This window comes from Chromobacterium indicum (assembly GCF_039708975.1).
Classification (GTDB): Bacteria; Pseudomonadota; Gammaproteobacteria; order Burkholderiales; family Chromobacteriaceae; genus Chromobacterium; species Chromobacterium piscinae.
In genome coordinates this window covers 102471-118196 of record NZ_JAYFSJ010000007.1, presented here as the reverse complement: position 1 = coordinate 118196, position 15726 = coordinate 102471, and the positions used below count along the sequence as shown (strand labels likewise).

Here is a 15726-nt window from a genome sequence, read left to right as displayed (position 1 = left end):
ATCCGGCGAGCGGCATATGTCGCCGCCATGGCTGTGCTATACCTCAGATGCCGGGTGCGGAATCCGGCGCGTCCGCCATAGAGCTTGCGCGGACGGGCAGACACCGGAACCGCAGCGCGGAGAACGTTGTTTATGCAGCCATCAGATTCGACGACCGACCATAGACTCGAATTCCTGTCCTCGCTGCCCCCCACGCGTGGGCAGTCGCGGCTGGCGATCGGCGTCATCGTGGTCTCGACGCTGGTTTTTCTCGCCATCCTGCCGTTCGCCAAAACCCAATTGCCCAAGGTATGGGCGTTCATTCCTCTGTATCAGTCCGCACTGGCCGTCAATGATCTGATCACCGCGGTGCTGTTGTTCGGCCAGTTCGCCATTCTGCGGCTGCGCTCCCTGCAAATACTGGCGACGGCCTATCTGTTCACCGCGCTGATGGCGATGCTGCATGCGCTGAGTTTTCCCGGGCTGTTCGCGGAGCATGGCTTGTTCGGCTCGGGGCCGCAGACCACGGCCTGGCTGTACATGTTCTGGCACAGCGGCTTTCCCCTGCTGGTGATTCTCTACTGCACTCTGAGCGGCGGCGTGCGGGCCGGAACCGGCCGCGCCATCGCGCTGCCGGCTTCCCTGGCGTTCCTGTTGGTGGTCTTGCTGGGCGCGCTCGCCACCCAGGGCCATGATTTTCTGCCGGTGATCATGCAGGGCAGCCGCTATTCGCCGCTAATGTGGGGGGTGATCACCTGTGTTTGGGGCTTGTGCATGCTGGCTCTGGTTGCGGTGTCGCTGCGCCGGCCGCGCAGTATGCTGGACCTATGGCTGATCGTGGTGATGGTCAGCTGGGTACTCGACATCGCGCTGTCCGTGGTATTCAACGCCGGCCGTTTCGACTTGGGCTTCTACGCCGGCCGCATTTACGGATTGATGGCGGCCAGTTTCGTGTTAATGGCGCTGTTGCTGGAGTACGGCCTGCTGTATGCGCGGCTGGTCGACAACTCGGCGCAGCTGCGCGAGGCCAAGCAGGCTGCTGAGCAGGCCACCCGGGCCAAATCATTGTTCCTGGCCAATATGAGCCACGAAATCCGCACGCCGATGAACGCGGTCATCGGCATGTCCTATCTGGCGCTGCGGACCGACCTGGACGATCAGCAGCGCAATTACATCGGCAAGATCCACAACGCCGGCACGTCGCTGCTGGGCATCATCAACGACATCCTCGATTTTTCCAAGGTGGAAGCCGGCAAGCTGGAGCTGGAGTCGCAGCCGTTCTGGCTGGACGACGTGCTGGACGGCGTGTCGGCGCTGGTGGCGCAGAAGGCGGCGGACAAGGGCTTGGAGCTGTTGTTCGAAACCGCCAGCGACGTGCCGCAGGGTTTGCTGGGCGACGCCCTGCGCCTGGGGCAGGTGCTGACCAATCTGACCGGCAACGCGATCAAGTTCACCGAGGCGGGGCAGGTGTCCATCATCATCGGCCTGACCGAGAGGATAGGCGACAAGGTGCAGCTGAAATTCTGCGTCCACGATACCGGCATAGGCATGAACGAAGAGCAGCAGAGCCGGCTGTTCCAGGCTTTCAGCCAGGCCGATGGCTCGACAACCCGCCGGTTCGGCGGCACCGGCCTGGGTCTTACCATCGCGAAACGGCTGGTGGAGCTGATGGGTGGCGCCATGCTGGTGGAGTCCTCGCCGGGTTGGGGCAGCTCCTTCATTTTCAGTTGCTGGCTGGGCGTTTCGGCGGAGACAGACTCGCGCAGGCAATCCCTTCCCAAGGAGATCCGCGGATTGCGGGTATTGGTGGTGGACGACAACCAGTCCGCCGTCGACGTGCTGTGCGCGCAGCTGAAGCAGCTGGGATTCGAAGTGCAGGGATGTCTGAACGGCAACGAGGGGCTGTCGCGGGTGAGGCAGGATTGCCTGCAAAAGCCGTTCGATGTTGTATTCGTCGACTGGATGATGCAGGAAATGGACGGCGTGGAGACGGTGCGCCGGATGCGGCAGATCAGCCGCAAGATGCGCATCGTGATGGTGACGGCCTTCGGGCGCGACGATATTCGGCTGAAGGCGCGCGCGGCGGGCTGCGACGCCTTCATGGTCAAGCCGGTCAATCTGTCGCAGTTGTTCGATGTGTTGTTGGAAGTGTTCGGTTTTGGCCGCAGCGGCGGCTTGCCGCTGTTCGACGAGGTTGACCAGCTCCCCCGTTTCGACGGCGCCCACCTGCTGCTGGTGGAGGACAACCACATCAACCAGCAGATCGCGATCGAGCTGCTGGAGGGGACGGGCGCCACCATCACGGTGGCGGGAAACGGGCAGGCGGCGCTGGACAAGCTGCTCGCTTATGGCCCCAAGGCTTTCGACGCGGTGCTGATGGACGTGCAGATGCCGGTGATGGACGGGATCGAAGCCACCAGCCGCATTCGGGAGTTGCCCGGATTCATCGATCTGCCCATCATCGCGATGACGGCCGATGCGCTGGTGGAGGAGAGGGAACGTTGTCTGATGGCAGGCATGGTCGACCATATCGCCAAGCCGATAGACCCGCATATCCTGTTTTCCACGCTGTCGCGCTGGGTGGGGAAAACCGGCGAGCCGCAGGTCCGGGGCGGGGCGGCCGTCGACAAGACGCCGCTGCCGCAGATCGACGGGCTGGACCAGTCGGCCGGCTTGCGCCGGGTGGCCGGCAACCGCCAGCTTTATCTGCACCTGCTCAGGCAGTTTGTCGAGGAGGAGACCGGCGCGGCCGCCCGGGCCGGCGTGGCCCTGGATGAGGGCGACTTTCAGACTGCCGAGCGCATCGCGCATACGCTGAAAGGCGCGGCGGGCAGCATAGGCTTCGTCGATCTGCAAAGCGCGGCGATGCGGCTGGAGATGGCGATCCGGGCGCGCGAGGAGTGGCGGAGCCTGTTGGTGGAGCTGGAAATCGAGCTGGGACAGGTGGTGGCGGCCTTGCGCGCCGGCCTGGCGGAGCTCGGGCGTCCCGAGGCGGGCGCCAAAGCCGACGATGCGTTGCTTGAGCGGCTGGCGGCGTTGCTGGCGGTCGGGGATGGCGACGCGCTGGGATATTTTCTCGAACACGCGCCCCGCATCCGGGCCTGCTTCCCGGATGGCGCTTGCGAGCCATTCGAACAAGCCTTGAACGGTTTCGATTTTGTCTCCGCGCTGGGCGCCCTGCGCGAACTGGCGCGGGCTTACGGCAAGAAACTGCCGGAGGACTCGAGATGAGCGAAGCGAACCTGCCCGACCGGCAGACGGTGTTGCTGGTCGACGACAGCCCCGAGAGCCTGACGCAGATGTATGGCTTGCTGAAGACGCGCTATCGGACACTGATCGCGAACAGCGGCGAGCGCGCGCTGCAGATCGTCGAGGGCGACGTGTTGCCCGATCTGGTGCTGCTGGATGTGATGATGCCGGGATTGGGAGGGTTGGAGGTTTGCCGCCGGCTCAAGGCGGATTCCCGCACCGAGTCGATCCCGGTGATTTTCCTGACCGCGATGAGCGAACACGAGGATGAGCAGGCCGGCTTCGACGCCGGTGCCGCGGACTACATCATCAAGCCGGTGTCGCCCCCCATCATGCTGGCCCGGGTGGGCACTCACTTGCGGGCCAAGGCGGTGGCTGATTTTCTGGAGGACAAGGCCGCTTTCCTGCAAGAAGAGGTGGAGAGGCGGACGCGGGAAGTGCAGGTGATACAGGACGTCACCATCATGGCGCTGGCCTCGCTGGCGGAGACGCGCGACCACGAAACCGGCAACCATCTGCGCCGCACTCAAAACTATGTCCGCGCGCTGGCGCTGGAGTTGCGCAATCATCCGCGCTATCGGCCGCTGCTGGATGACGAAACGGTGCAGTTGCTGTACAAGTCGGCTCCGCTGCACGATATCGGCAAAGTGGGCATTCCCGACGACATTCTGCTGAAGCCGGGGCCGTTGACGCCTGAGGAATTCGAAGTGATGAAGACGCATACGGTGCTGGGGCGTGACACCATCGCCACCGCGGAGCGCATGCTGGACGCGCCCAGCAGCTTTCTGCGGCTGGCGCGGGAAATCGCGTATTGCCATCAGGAAAAGTGGGATGGCAGCGGCTATCCGCAAGGTTTGGCCGGCGAAGCCATTCCCTTGTCCGCCAGGTTGATGGCGGTGGCCGACGTGTACGACGCCTTGATTTCCCGGCGGGTGTACAAACCGTCGTTTTCGCATGAAAAAGCGGTGGAGATCATACGGGATGGCAGTGGTCGGCACTTCGATCCGGAGATGGTGAAGGCGTTTTTGCAGATTACGGAAAGCTTCCGCGAAATTGCCCTGCTTTACGCCGACTCCGACATGGGGGCCAAGTTGGCTGTCGAGCGCGGCTGAGCATCGCGGCGCCATCGTTTCGATATCCGTCTGGCCGGATGCGGCACGTCTGGCTCCTGTCATTGTCCGCTGCGCGTTGGCGATGCGGCGTTGACAAGAGCTTCAGCATACCAATTCACGTTTCTTCAGCCATTTGCGCCCTGGCTCGCGGGCCTCCGGTCGGGATTCTAGCGGTGGTATTCTCCGGCGGCTTCCGGTTGGTACGTGATTTCCAGCACGCTCAGTTCGGTATGCCCGGACGGAGTCGGCCATTGGATGCTCTGGCCGACAGAGAGCCCAAGCAGCGCCGCGCCTATCGGCGCCAACACCGAAATTCGTCCCTGTTCGCTGTCCGCGTCCTTGGGGTAGACCAGGGTCAGCAGTTTTTCCTGCCCGTCTCCCAGGCGAATGCGGACGGAGCTGTTCATCGTGACTACATTGGGCGGCATCGCCTGCGGATCCACGACGTCGGCGCGCTCCAGTTCGTCTTCCAGGCGGCCGGCAACCGGATGGTCGTGCTCGCAGCTCTCCAGCAGGACGGACAACCTGTCGTAGTCTAGGGAGGAAATGGTGATTGCCGGCGTGGTCGACATATAAGGCTCCTTGCAAATGGACAAAGGGCACCGCTTGCGGTGCCCGATGGACAAATCCCGGAGGGATTCAGTTGTCGATGATAATGGAATCAAAGGCCGGCAAACAAGAGAGATTTGGAATTATTTTTCTCTTTGTTCGGGGAACTTTTGCGTAAAGTTGCTCAGCCCAGCAGCGACAGCGCGGCTTGGGGCGCGACATTGGCCTGGGTCAGCGTGGCTGCTCCCGTGCGGCCCAGAATCTGCTGCGCAGTCAATTGCGCGGTCGCTGCGGCGAAGTCGGTATCGCTGATCCGGCTTTGCGCTGCCGTGGTGTTCAGGGTGGAGTTCTGCAGATTGTTGACCACAGTGTCGAAACTGTTGCTGACCGCTCCAAGCGTCGCGCGTTGCGACGAGATGGCGCTAAGGTCGTTGCCGGCGCTTTGTTGGGCAGCCAGCGCATTCGCCTGCGTGGTGATGTCTATGGTGTTGGTCGCGCCCAGGTTGGCGTTGTAGCCGTTCAAGCCGCCATTGGCCGGCGTATTGGTCAGATCGATGCCCGGCACCGTGATCTGATTGCTGCTGGTGCCATTGGGGCCGACCTGAAATGTGCTGGAGTTGCTGTTGTTCAGCAACTGGGTGCCGTTGAATTGCGTGCTCTGGATGATTTGCGAGTTGCTCTGGGTCAGCTGGTCAACCTGCTGCTGCAGCGCCTGGCGGTTGCTCGCGCTCAGCGCGCCGTTGCCGGCCTGGATCGCCAGGGTCTGGATCTGCTGGGTGTTGTCCTGCAGCTGGCTCAGCGCGGAGTCGGCGGTTTGCAGCATCGACACGCCGTCATTGGTGTTGTTGATCGCCTGATTGTTGCCGTTGATCTGCGCTTGAAGTTGCTGGGCGATGGCCAGGTTGGCGGCGTTGTCGGCCGCGCTGTTCAGCTTGGATCCTGAACTCAGCTGGGCGAGCACCTGTTTGGTGGCCTGCTGGGTCTTGTTCAGCTGGTACTGTCCGGCCAGCGAGGCCGAGTTGGTGTTGACAGTCAGCGCCATGGTGTTTCTCCGTCGCGAATCTATTGAATGCAATGATGCCTATCTAGTTTAGAAACAACGACTTGTTCGAGCAAGCGCCATTTCTTAACGATTGTGTCTAATTGCAGCGCTTTGACGGAGAGCCAACAAAAAAGCGCGTCCTGGACGCGCTTGGGCTTTGGCTGGCTGAATCTCAGCGGCGACGGCGTGTTTCCTCGTCGCGAATGCGGATGGGCACCAGCTTGGCTTGCTGTTGTACCGGGGCAGCCAGCAATTTGGCGACAGCGACCACCGCAACGGCAAGGGCCGCGATAAGAAGGATTTGCATGGTATGACTCCCCGTAACTTAATCTGAGGCCGGTTTCGGACTGGCGTTGTGGCCCCTCGACTTCATTCTGGGCTACAACATGCTCTCGACTCAAGGAAAAAGTTGTGAGTCAACGTTAAATTTTCAAGCGGGCGCGGCAGTTTTTTTCAAATCTCGCATCGCCTGGTCCAGGCCGGACAGCGTCATCGGGTGCATTCTCTGGCCTATCAGCTGTCGGATCATGCCCACTGATTGCGTGTAATCCCAGTGCTCCCGCGTCAGCGGATTGATCCATGCCGCATGGCGGAAATGCTCCAGCAGCCGTTTGAGCCAGACTTCGCCGGACTCTTCGTTCATATGCTCGACGCTGCCGCCGGGAAAGGTGATTTCGTAGGGGCTCATGCTGGCGTCGCCGACGAAGATCAGCTTGTAATCGCGGCCGAAGGTGTGGATCAGGTCCCAGGTGGGGAAACGCTGGCTTTGCCTGCGGTTGTTGTCTTTCCACACCGATTCGTACACGCAGTTGTGGAAATAGAAGTACTCCAGGTGCTTGAATTCCGCCTTGACCGCGGAAAACAGCTCCTCGCACTCGCGAATGTGATCATCCATTGATCCGCCCACATCGAACAGCACCAGCACCTTGACGCTGTTGTGCTGCTCGCGCTGCATTTTCAGGTCCAGCATGCCGCCCTTGCGCGCGGTGGCGGCGATGGTGGCGTCAAGATCCAGGATTTCCTCGGCGCCGTCGCGGGCGAACTCGCGCAGGCGGCGCAGCGCCAGCTTGATGTTGCGGGTGCCCAATTCCGCCTTGTCGTCGAAATTGCGGAACTCGCGCTGATCCCATACTTTCACCGCGCGGCGGTGGCGGGACTGGTTTTGGCCGATGCGCACGCCTTCAGGGTTATAGCCCCAGGCGCCGAAGGGGCTGGTGCCGCCGGTTCCTATCCACCTGTTGCCCCCCTGATGCCTTTCCTTCTGTTCTTCCAATCGCTGGCGCAGCGTTTCCATCAGCTTGTCCCAGCCCATGGATTCCAGCTTTTTCTTTTCTTCTTCGCTGAGATATTTCTCCGCCTGTTTGCGCAGCCAGTCTTCGGGGATGGCGCGTTGCAGGTCGTCCAGCGTCAGCGCCAAACCCTTGAAGTGATGGCCGAATATCTGATCGAAACGGTCGTAGTGTTTTTCGTCCTTGACCAGCGCCGCGCGCGACAGGTAGTAGAACTCGTCGAGGCTGCCGAAGGCGACGTTGCGTTGCAGCGCTTCCAGCAATAGCAGGAATTCTTTCAGGGTGACTGGCAAGCCGGCGTTGCGCAGCGCGTAGAAGAAGTCGATCAGCATGTTGGGATTGGGGCGAAAGTTTGAAACAAGGGATATCGTGCCGCGAATCATACTATGTCCCGGCATCCGCGGCATGTCTGGCGTTAGGCGGGCGATGGATGCGCCGCGCCGAAACCGGATGGTATTTCGGCGCGGCGGCATCGCTTAGAGGAAACGGGACTTCCGTCCCGCGGAGGCCTGACGCAGGGGGCGCGGCAGCGGGAGCTACCGGCGGCCGGCGCGGGCCCTGCGGTCAGCGCGGCGGAGAGGCGGCCACGAACTCGGGTTTCGATTTCATGGCGATTCCTTATGGCCGAGTTGCCGATTGGCGGCTCACACGAGGCTCACGCGTACGTCGATATTGTTGCGGGTGGCGTGGGAGTAGGGGCAAACGATGTGAGCCTGTTCAATCAGGGCCTGGGCATTTTCGATTGCCAGACCTGGCAGGCTGATCCGCAGCTCGGCTTCGATGCCGAAACCGCTGGGGATGACGCCGATGCCGACCGCGGCGGTCACGCTGGCTTCTGCCGGCAGCGTCATTTTTTGCTTGGCCGCGACGAACTTCATCGATCCCAGGAAGCAGGCGGCATAGCCGGCGGCGAACAGCTGCTCGGGATTGGTGCCGGGACCGCCGGCGCCGCCGAGTTCGCGCGGCGTGGACAGCTGGACTTTCAGCGCGCCGTCCGGGGACTCGGCGTTTCCTTCTCGGCCGCCGCTGACGGTGGCCTGGGTGCGGTACAGAATCTTTTCAATCGACATGATGCGCTCCTGATGATTTGGCGGGTTTGCGTTGAGCCGTTTGGCGGGAACCACTTTACGCCAATGCCAAACACGATAAGATTTATAAAGTCTTATAAATTTGATCAAGAGTATTGAAATGACTGAGGCATGCGTCGATCGTCTTGATGCGCTGTTGAATCGCTTCCCGGTTCGCGCGCGGATGTTCCATTCCGGCGTCTTGCGCGGAAGTACGGACTTTTCGCGGTCAGGAGAAAGCGGCCAGTTGCATCTGATCCGGGCGGGGAAGCTGGACATCATTCATTCAGGGCGCTCGACAGGCCTGCATGTAGACGTGCCCAGCCTGCTGTTCTATCCGCGCGCCATGCCGCGGCGCTTTGTTTCGGATGAACCGAACGGGGCTGATCTGGCCTGCGCGGAGCTGCATTTCGATGGCGGAGTGGCGAACCCCATCGTGGCGGCGTTGCCGGAGTTTGTCTGCTTGCCGCTGGAAAGCATTGCCGGCGCAGGGCCGGTGCTGGCGATGCTATTCGACGAAGCGTTCAGCGACAATTGCGGCCGGCATGTGGTGGTCGATCGGCTGTTCGAGGTGGTGCTGGTGCAGTTGCTGCGGCACCTGATGGAAACCGGCGAGTCGCGCGGCGGCATGCTGGCCGGCATGTCCCATCCCAAGCTGAGGAAAGCGCTTGTGGCGATGCATGAGCAGCCGGCTCGGGAGTGGTCGCTGGAGGGGGTGGCAGATATCGCGGGGATGTCGCGCAGCGTTTTCGCCGGCTGCTTCCGCGACATTGTCGGCTGCACCCCCGGCGCTTATTTGCAAGGTTGGCGGATCAGGCTGGCGCAGCAGGCGTTGCGGCAGGGCCGGAAGTTGAAGATGATCGCGATCGAGGTCGGCTACGGCAGCGAGGCTGCGCTGTCCCGGGCATTTAAGGCGCAATGCGGCATGGGGCCGCGGAAATGGCGGCAATCCCTGGAGGCTGATTGACGCTGGCGGGCATGGTGACAGTAGGGCGGGCTGGTGCTAATCTTGGCTAGAGCACAGGCTCTAAACGTTTGTTTGGCTGGTATCAACAAGGATAATTACTATGGATGCCATCAAGATACCCTCACAAGAAGAAAGCGCGCTGCTGGACGCTTTTACCCGACTGAAGACAGTTGCCCGCGCCGCGCCTTCTCCCTCGCAGGAAACCCGCAAATCCTGGCTGAACGCGCTGGAGCGTCTGATCCAGGAAAACCGCCAGGCGCTGGTGGACGCGGTGAACCGCGATTTCGGCCAGCGCAGCAGCGTGGAAACCCGCCTGGCCGAGCTGTTCCCGTCTCTGGAGGGCGTGCGCCATGCCCGCCGCCATCTGAAAAATTGGATGAAGCCGCGCCGGCGCGGCGTTTCGTTCTGGTTCGCGCCGGCCAGCGCCAGCGTGCATCCGCAGCCGCTGGGCGTGGTGGGCGTGGTGGTGCCGTGGAATTACCCGCTGTTCCTGGCTTTCGGCCCGATCATCGCGGCGCTGGCGGCCGGCAACCGGGTCATGGTGAAGATGTCGGAATACACGCCCGCCACCGGCGAGTTGCTGCAGCGGCTGGCTCGCCAGCATTTCGGCGACGATCTGCTGGCCGTGGTGAATGGCGGGCCGGAGCTGGCCCAGGCCTTCGTCCGGCTGCCGTTCGATCACTTGCTGTTCACCGGCTCCACCGCGGTGGGGCGCCATGTGATGCGCGCCGCGGCGGAAAACCTGACGCCGGTGACGCTGGAACTGGGCGGCAAATCGCCGGCGCTGGTGGCGCGCGGCGCCAACCTCAAGCGCGCGGCGGAAGCCATCGTCGCGGGCAAGATGATGAATGCCGGCCAAACCTGTGTCGCGCCGGATTATGTGCTGGTGAACGAAAAAGACTGCGCGCTATTGCTGGACGAGATACGGTATGCGGCCAAGCGGGCCTATCCCACGCTAGCGAGCAATCCTGATTACAGCGCCATCATCAACGACAGGCATTACCAGCGCTTGCGGGGCTGGCTGGAGGGCGCGCGCGAGGCCGGCGCCCGCATCGACGAGGTCAATCCCGCCGGAGAGGATCTGGCCGCTGCCCGTAAGCTGCCGCTGACCCTGGTGCAGCGTTGCCCGGAGGACTGCGCGCTGATGCGGGAGGAAATCTTCGGCCCCATCCTGCCGGTGGTCGCCTACGACAAGTTCGACGAGGCGCTGGCTTATGTGAACGCCCGGCCGAGGCCGCTGGCGCTGTATCTGTTCGATGACGACCCATTGCGCATCGACCGGGTGTTGCAGGAGACGATTTCCGGCGGCGTCAGCATCAATGACACGCTGTTGCACGTGGTGCAGGAAGACCTGCCCTTCGGCGGCGTCGGGCCGTCCGGCATGGGGCATTACCATGGCCGCGAAGGCTTCCTGACCTTTTCCAAACTCAAGCCGGTATTCCGCCAGAGCCGCCTGTCCGGCGCCTGGCTGACGCGGCCGCCCTATGGCGCGGCGGTGGAGTGGCTGCTCAAGCTGATGCTGCGTTGATGGCCAGCCGACGTCAGTTCCTGCAAGCGGGTGCGCTGGGAAGCGCGGCCCTGCTGCTGGCCGGCTATTGGGCGGCGCCGGTGGCTGATCCTAGTCCCGCGGCAGGCGGAAAACTGGAGTGGCTGACGCCGCTCGACGCGCAAATCATCTCGGCTTTGGCGCCGGTGCTGCTGGGGCTGTCCGGCGTGCCGGCGGCCGTGGTGGCGGCAGGCGTGGACCGCGCGGTGGCGGGGCTGCCGTCCGCGACACAGCGGGAGGTACGCCAGCTGTTCGATCTCCTGGGCAACCGTTGGGCGCGGCGCTGGCTGGCCGGCGTGCGTTCCCCTTGGCAACTGGCCACCTCGCTTGAGCTGGCCCAGTTCCTTCAGCGCTGGCGTGAGAGCCGTTTCGCTTTGCAATGCAGCGCCTATCAAGGCCTGCACCGGCTGATCCACGCCGGCTGGTACGGCAACCCAGCCAGCTGGCTGGCGCTTGGCTATCGGCAGCCGGCGGCGGTGATGGGGATGCTGCCTTGAGCGACAAGATCCCCGATCCGATCAAGGCGGGCATGGCAAGCGGCTGGAAGGTGCTGGACGGCGCCAGCCAGGACAAAGACCTGTCGCTGGTCACCGATGTGGCCATCGTCGGCAGCGGCGCGGGGGGTGGTATCGCGGCGGAGGTGTTGAGCCGGGCGGGCCTCGACGTGCTGCTGCTGGAGGAGGGTGGACTATACAGCTCCAGCGATTTCCGCCTGTTGGAAGCCAAGGCCTATCCAGAGCTGTACCAGGAGTCGGCCAGCCGGCAAACGTTGGACAAGGGCATCACCATTCTGCAAGGGCGCGCGGTGGGCGGCGGCACTACGGTCAACTGGACCAGCAGTTTCCGCACGCCGCCGGATACCCTGTTGTGGTGGCAGGAGAATCACGGCCTGGCGACGCTGTCCGTCGAAACCATGCGTCCTTGGTTCGACAAGGTCGAGCAACGTTTGGGCATCGGTCCATGGCAAGCTGAGCCCAATGGCAACAATCTGGTGCTGGAGCGCGGCTGCCAGGCGCTGGGCCTGCGGCACGCGCGCATCGCGCGCAATGTGCGGGGGTGCTGGAATCTCGGTTACTGCGGCATGGGTTGCCCCACCAACGCCAAGCAATCCATGCTGGTCACCTGCATTCCCGAGGCGTTGTCCCATGGCGCCAGGTTGCTGTGCCGGGCGCGCGTGGACAGGCTGCTGGCGGACCCGGGCCGCAAGCGCATCGCGTCGATTCAGGGCAGCCTGCTCGGCGCCGACGGCAACACGCCGACCGGCCGCCGCTTCAGCGTGCGAGCGCGGCAAGTGGTGCTGGCCGCGGGCGCCATCGGCACGCCGGCCATCATGCTGCGCAGCGGCCTGGCGGATGCCGCCGGCCAGACCGGCAAGCGCACCTTTCTGCATCCGGTGGCGCTGAGCGCGGCGCTGATGCCGGAAATGGTGGAGCCTTACAATGGCGCGCCGCAAACGGTTTACTCCGATCACTACATGCACACCCAGCCGCTGGACGGGCCGCTGGGCTTCAAGCTGGAAGTGCCGCCCATCCATCCCTTGCTCGCCAGCGTCACCTTTCCGGGCTTCGGCATCGAGCAATTGCAGCTTTTGCAACAGCTGCCGCATCTGCATGCGACATTGGCCCTGCTGCGCGACGGTTTTCATCCGGATAGCCGGGGCGGCGAGGTGAAGCTGCGCGGCGACGGTTCGCCTGTGCTGGATTACCCGCTCAACGACGTGATCTGGGATGGCGTGCGGCGCAGCTGGCTGGCGATGGCCGAGTTGCAGTTCGCCGCCGGCGCCAGCCTGGCGATGCCGCTGCATGAGCGCGCGCAACCGGTGTCCAGCTGGAGGCGAGCCAGGGAGATGATAGAAGGCTTGCCCTTGCAGGCGCTGCAGGCCAGGCTGGTCAGCGCCCACGTGATGGGCGGCATGGCGATGGGCGACGATCCCGCCCGGTCGGTGCTGGACGACTGGGGCAATCACTGGGAATGGCGAAATCTCGCGGTGCTGGACGGGTCGATTTTTCCGACCAGCGTCGGCGCCAATCCCCAGCTGTCCATTTACGCTTTTTCCTGGCGCGCCGCCGATCGTTTGGCGAGGGAGCTGGCCAAGGGATGAGTCCGGCGGGCGCGTTTGCGTCCGCCGGCAGCCTGCTTTATCCGCGGGTTTCGTCCAGCGGCGGCGTTTCCGCGGCGGGGGCGGGCAGCAGGGGCGGCGGCACGAAGAAGCTCAGCGGCCGGCGCAGGAAGCGCTTGGCCAGCATCGGGATCAAGGGCAGCAGCAGCGAACCGGACAGCTTGCGCGAGCGCAACGCCACCCACAGCGCCAGGAAGAAGCTGACCCCCAGGTTGACGAGGCCGATCAAAGCCACCCCGGCGCAACCCAGCAGCACGGCGGACAGCGGCACCTGGAAATCCAGCGACACGCTGGCGAACGCCAGGTTGGCCGACGAGAAGGTGATGTGGCGGATGTCCAGCGGCAGGCCCAGTATCGTGCCCACGGTGCCGGTGAGGCCCAGGAACATGCCGAAGTAGAAATTGCCGGCCAGCGCGCCCAGATTGTGCTCGATGTAGTTGCCCAGCCGCCAGGCGCGGTTTTCGCCCAGCATGCGCTTAAGCAGACGATGATTGGCGATGCGTTCCGGTATGCGGCGGTAGATCGCCTTGTTGTCGTAGTAGCCGGCGATCAGGCCCGACAGGAACAGGAACACCCCGGCGATGGCGGCGTGGGGCAGCGCCAGGCTGTGCACCGGATCGATCTCGTGCAGCAGCTTTTGCGCCTTGGCCGCGTCCACCACCGGCGCGCTGAACAGCGCGTTCCAGGCCAGCGCGATCAGCGCCGCGGTGGGAATGGCCAGCAGGACGTTGCCCATGATGGCGACGAATTGCGTGCGCACCACCTTGACGATCAGCTCCGACAGCTCTTCCAGCTGCTTCTTGCGGCCGTATTGGGCTTGCAGCACGGCAGCCAGCCGGGCTGCCGTCATCGCCGGCTGCTTGGTGGCGATGGTGAAGTGCAGGATCTGCACGATGATGAAGCCGATCGCGTAATTGAGGCCGAAGGCGATGCCTTCCCACAGCAGCGGCAAGTGGCCGCGCGCCAGCATCAGCTTGATCAGCGCCATGAAGCCGACGAGCAGGCCGGCGCCCATCGCCGCCTTGCCCATTTGCGACCATTCCTTGCGGTCTTCGGCGATATAGTGCTCGCCCTGGCGGCCGGCATGCTCGGTCACTTGCAGGGCCAGCAACTCGGTGTTGGACTTGAACAGATCGCGCAGGCTGTACTTGCGGTTTTCCGCGCGGGCGAAATCCACCAGCAGCTGGAACAGCTGCGGGCGTTCGGCCGGGTTGTGTCCGGGCGACAGCAGCTCCAGCAGCGCGCGCAGCCGGGCGATGCTCTGCGCCAGCCGCAGGCCGTGATAAGTCAGATTGACCGAGATGCCGTAACGGGCCGCGTTTTTGCGAACTTTGCCCAGGATGGCCTCGCATTGGTCCAGCAGCACCAGCACCTGCTTCTCGTCCTCGGGCGGCTCGACGCCGTCGGTCAGCGCCTGGCGGTAGCCGTCGACATAGCGCTGCACTTCGGCGTTCAGATGCATGAAGGGCGACGCGAAGCGCTCCACCTCGGGGCAGACGCGCACCAGCTCAGGCTCCAGGCCGATGGCGGTGATGCGGGCGGACAGCACCTGCACCGACTCCAGCAACTGCAGCCGGGTCTGGCGTTCGCTGTCCTGCCGCGGAGCCTCCTGCCAGGCCATCGCCCGCCACAGCGCGTGCCAGGTGGCGTCGGGCACGGCTTCCAGCCACAGATAATCCTGCTTGTCGCTGAACAACAGGCCGAAGCGGTCGCGCAGCGAATCGGGGTTGTAGGGCATGGGCAGCGCGCGCTCGCCCAGGCGGTGCAGCAGCGTGGTGCCGAAACCGTCGTTGGCCAGGATGCCGGCGTCGGTGTACAGCGGGATCTGCCGGCTTTCGGCCAGCAAGGTGCACAGCGCCTGGCGCAGGGCTTCGCGGAATTCGGCGTGGTGTTCGAGCAGGAAGGACAAGGCCTGCAGATTGACGGTGGCTTGCTGAGCCGGCTGGCGGTCGCCGGGGCGCAGCGCGGCGATCAGCCCCGCCAGAGCGTCGGTCTGGCCGGGCGTTTCGCACAGCTGGCGCAAAGAGGATTCCAGGTCGGGAACGGTGTGTTCGGTCATGTTCTACCAGAGTGGTCGCGCGCTAAGGCGCGAATGGGAAAGAGTGTCGCTTGTATTTTAGGGCATGCGCGGCCTGAGAGGGCAAGATGCCCCGCCGGCGGGCCGATTGACACCTTACTGACCAGTAAGTAGAGTGGCCTGATGCATAATGGTTCCGACAGCAAGAACGACACCCGCAAGCGCATACTCGACCTGGCCGAGGAGCTGCTGCTGACGCGCGGCTTCAATGGTTTTAGCTATCAGCACATCAGCAGCGCGCTGGGCGTGCGCAACGCGGCCATCCACTACCACTTTCCCAAGAAAAGCGATCTGGGCGTGGCGCTGATCCAGCGTTACCGCCGCCGTTTCCAGCGCTTCATCGAGCAACAGAGGGAGTGGGACGCCGCCCGCCGGCTGGAGGCGTATTTCGGCTTGTCGGACCAATATTACCTGCAGCACAAACAGATCTGTCCCAGCGGCATTCTCAGCACCGAGTTTCAGACTCTGCCTGACGACATGCGCGAGGAAGCCTCGACCTTCATCGACGAGATGCGGCAATGGGCGGTGGCCATCGTCAGGCTGGGGAGGGACACCGAGCGGATGGCATACGCGGGAACGCCAGAGGCCGTCGGCATGATGCTGTTTTCCGCGCTGCAGGGCGGGCTGCAGCTGGCGCGCATCGACGATAACGCGCTGCCGCTTTTGAAGAGCCAGGTCAGAACCACGCTGGGCATGCCAGAGGCGCAAGAGTAAGCGGCCGGCGGAAAGC

The 15726-nt window shown here is 63.6% G+C and carries 13 protein-coding genes; 7 read left to right on the top strand and 6 right to left on the bottom strand.

Translation table 11 applies throughout. The annotated features are described in order from the left end of the window. Positions 1-132 precede the first annotated feature (132 nt). Both VA599_RS10995 and VA599_RS10990 read left to right on the top strand, forming a co-directional pair. On the top strand, positions 133-3210 hold the full coding sequence (locus VA599_RS10995; RefSeq protein ID WP_346788600.1) for a response regulator: 3078 nt from the start codon (positions 133-135) through the stop codon (positions 3208-3210). Next, entirely contained in the window at positions 3207-4340 is a 1134-nt protein-coding gene (locus VA599_RS10990) for an HD-GYP domain-containing protein (protein ID WP_346788599.1), read from the top strand. The genes VA599_RS10995 and VA599_RS10990 overlap by 4 nt, the downstream gene beginning before the upstream one ends. 167 nt (positions 4341-4507) lie before the next feature. Here the strand turns inward: VA599_RS10990 and rnk are convergent, their stop codons facing one another. The 5 genes from rnk to VA599_RS10965 all read right to left on the bottom strand — a co-directional run bounded on the left by rnk (position 4508) and on the right by VA599_RS10965 (position 8290). Next, positions 4508-4912, bottom strand: coding sequence for a nucleoside diphosphate kinase regulator (gene rnk / locus VA599_RS10985; protein WP_346788598.1), 405 nt, complete (start codon positions 4910-4912; stop codon positions 4508-4510). A gap of 161 nt (positions 4913-5073) precedes the next feature. Next, positions 5074-5931, bottom strand: a complete 858-nt coding sequence (locus VA599_RS10980; protein ID WP_021479080.1) for a flagellin N-terminal helical domain-containing protein — start codon at positions 5929-5931, stop codon at positions 5074-5076. Positions 5932-6103: 172 nt separating this feature from the next. Beyond that, entirely contained in the window at positions 6104-6238 is a 135-nt protein-coding gene (locus VA599_RS10975; protein WP_021479079.1) for a hypothetical protein, read from the bottom strand. 123 nt (positions 6239-6361) lie between these two features. Further along, positions 6362-7552: a vWA domain-containing protein gene (locus tag VA599_RS10970; RefSeq protein ID WP_346788597.1), complete on the bottom strand. Its 1191-nt coding sequence runs from the start codon at positions 7550-7552 to the stop codon at positions 6362-6364. Positions 7553-7864: 312 nt separating this feature from the next. Continuing rightward, positions 7865-8290 carry an organic hydroperoxide resistance protein gene (locus VA599_RS10965; RefSeq protein ID WP_021479077.1) on the bottom strand — a complete coding sequence of 142 codons (426 nt, stop codon included), beginning with the start codon at positions 8288-8290 and terminating at the stop codon, positions 7865-7867. A 118-nt stretch (positions 8291-8408) separates the two neighbouring features. Here VA599_RS10965 and VA599_RS10960 point away from each other — a divergent pair, with 118 nt between their 5' ends. The 4 genes from VA599_RS10960 (at position 8409) to VA599_RS10945 (ending at position 12901) form a co-directional block, all read left to right on the top strand. After that, a complete protein-coding gene (locus VA599_RS10960) occupies positions 8409-9254 on the top strand; it encodes an AraC family transcriptional regulator (RefSeq protein WP_346788596.1) in 846 nt (281 codons plus the stop codon). A 100-nt stretch (positions 9255-9354) separates the two neighbouring features. Further along, on the top strand, positions 9355-10782 hold the full coding sequence (locus VA599_RS10955) for a coniferyl aldehyde dehydrogenase (RefSeq protein WP_346788595.1): 1428 nt from the start codon (positions 9355-9357) through the stop codon (positions 10780-10782). Beyond that, positions 10782-11297 (top strand): twin-arginine translocation signal domain-containing protein, encoded by a 516-nt coding sequence (locus VA599_RS10950; protein WP_346788594.1) that lies wholly within the window; start codon positions 10782-10784, stop codon positions 11295-11297. Before VA599_RS10955 ends, VA599_RS10950 begins: the two co-directional genes overlap by 1 nt. Next, on the top strand, positions 11294-12901 hold the full coding sequence (locus VA599_RS10945) for a GMC family oxidoreductase (RefSeq protein ID WP_346788593.1): 1608 nt from the start codon (positions 11294-11296) through the stop codon (positions 12899-12901). The genes VA599_RS10950 and VA599_RS10945 overlap by 4 nt, the downstream gene beginning before the upstream one ends. A 37-nt stretch (positions 12902-12938) precedes the next feature. Here the strand turns inward: VA599_RS10945 and VA599_RS10940 are convergent, their stop codons facing one another. After that, positions 12939-14978, bottom strand: coding sequence for a site-specific recombinase (locus VA599_RS10940; RefSeq protein ID WP_346788592.1), 2040 nt, complete (start codon positions 14976-14978; stop codon positions 12939-12941). 141 nt (positions 14979-15119) lie between these two features. Here VA599_RS10940 and VA599_RS10935 point away from each other — a divergent pair, with 141 nt between their 5' ends. Then, a complete protein-coding gene (locus tag VA599_RS10935) occupies positions 15120-15710 on the top strand; it encodes a TetR/AcrR family transcriptional regulator (protein ID WP_346788591.1) in 591 nt (196 codons plus the stop codon). Positions 15711-15726: the final 16 nt, after the last annotated feature.

What these genes read in the sequence shown, in the direction of transcription:
- VA599_RS10970 (WP_346788597.1), bottom strand. Translation starts at nt 7,552, where the DNA reads ATGCTGATCGACTTCTTCTACGCGCTGCGCAACGCCGGCTTGCCAGTC.
- VA599_RS10990 (WP_346788599.1), top strand. Translation starts at nt 3,207, where the DNA reads ATGAGCGAAGCGAACCTGCCCGACCGGCAGACGGTGTTGCTGGTCGAC.
- rnk (WP_346788598.1), bottom strand. Translation starts at nt 4,912, where the DNA reads ATGTCGACCACGCCGGCAATCACCATTTCCTCCCTAGACTACGACAGG.
- VA599_RS10965 (WP_021479077.1), bottom strand. Translation starts at nt 8,290, where the DNA reads ATGTCGATTGAAAAGATTCTGTACCGCACCCAGGCCACCGTCAGCGGC.
- VA599_RS10975 (WP_021479079.1), bottom strand. Translation starts at nt 6,238, where the DNA reads ATGCAAATCCTTCTTATCGCGGCCCTTGCCGTTGCGGTGGTCGCTGTC.
- VA599_RS10955 (WP_346788595.1), top strand. Translation starts at nt 9,355, where the DNA reads ATGGATGCCATCAAGATACCCTCACAAGAAGAAAGCGCGCTGCTGGAC.
- VA599_RS10950 (WP_346788594.1), top strand. Translation starts at nt 10,782, where the DNA reads ATGGCCAGCCGACGTCAGTTCCTGCAAGCGGGTGCGCTGGGAAGCGCG.
- VA599_RS10935 (WP_346788591.1), top strand. Translation starts at nt 15,120, where the DNA reads ATGCATAATGGTTCCGACAGCAAGAACGACACCCGCAAGCGCATACTC.
- VA599_RS10960 (WP_346788596.1), top strand. Translation starts at nt 8,409, where the DNA reads ATGACTGAGGCATGCGTCGATCGTCTTGATGCGCTGTTGAATCGCTTC.
- VA599_RS10995 (WP_346788600.1), top strand. Translation starts at nt 133, where the DNA reads ATGCAGCCATCAGATTCGACGACCGACCATAGACTCGAATTCCTGTCC.
- VA599_RS10940 (WP_346788592.1), bottom strand. Translation starts at nt 14,978, where the DNA reads ATGACCGAACACACCGTTCCCGACCTGGAATCCTCTTTGCGCCAGCTG.
- VA599_RS10980 (WP_021479080.1), bottom strand. Translation starts at nt 5,931, where the DNA reads ATGGCGCTGACTGTCAACACCAACTCGGCCTCGCTGGCCGGACAGTAC.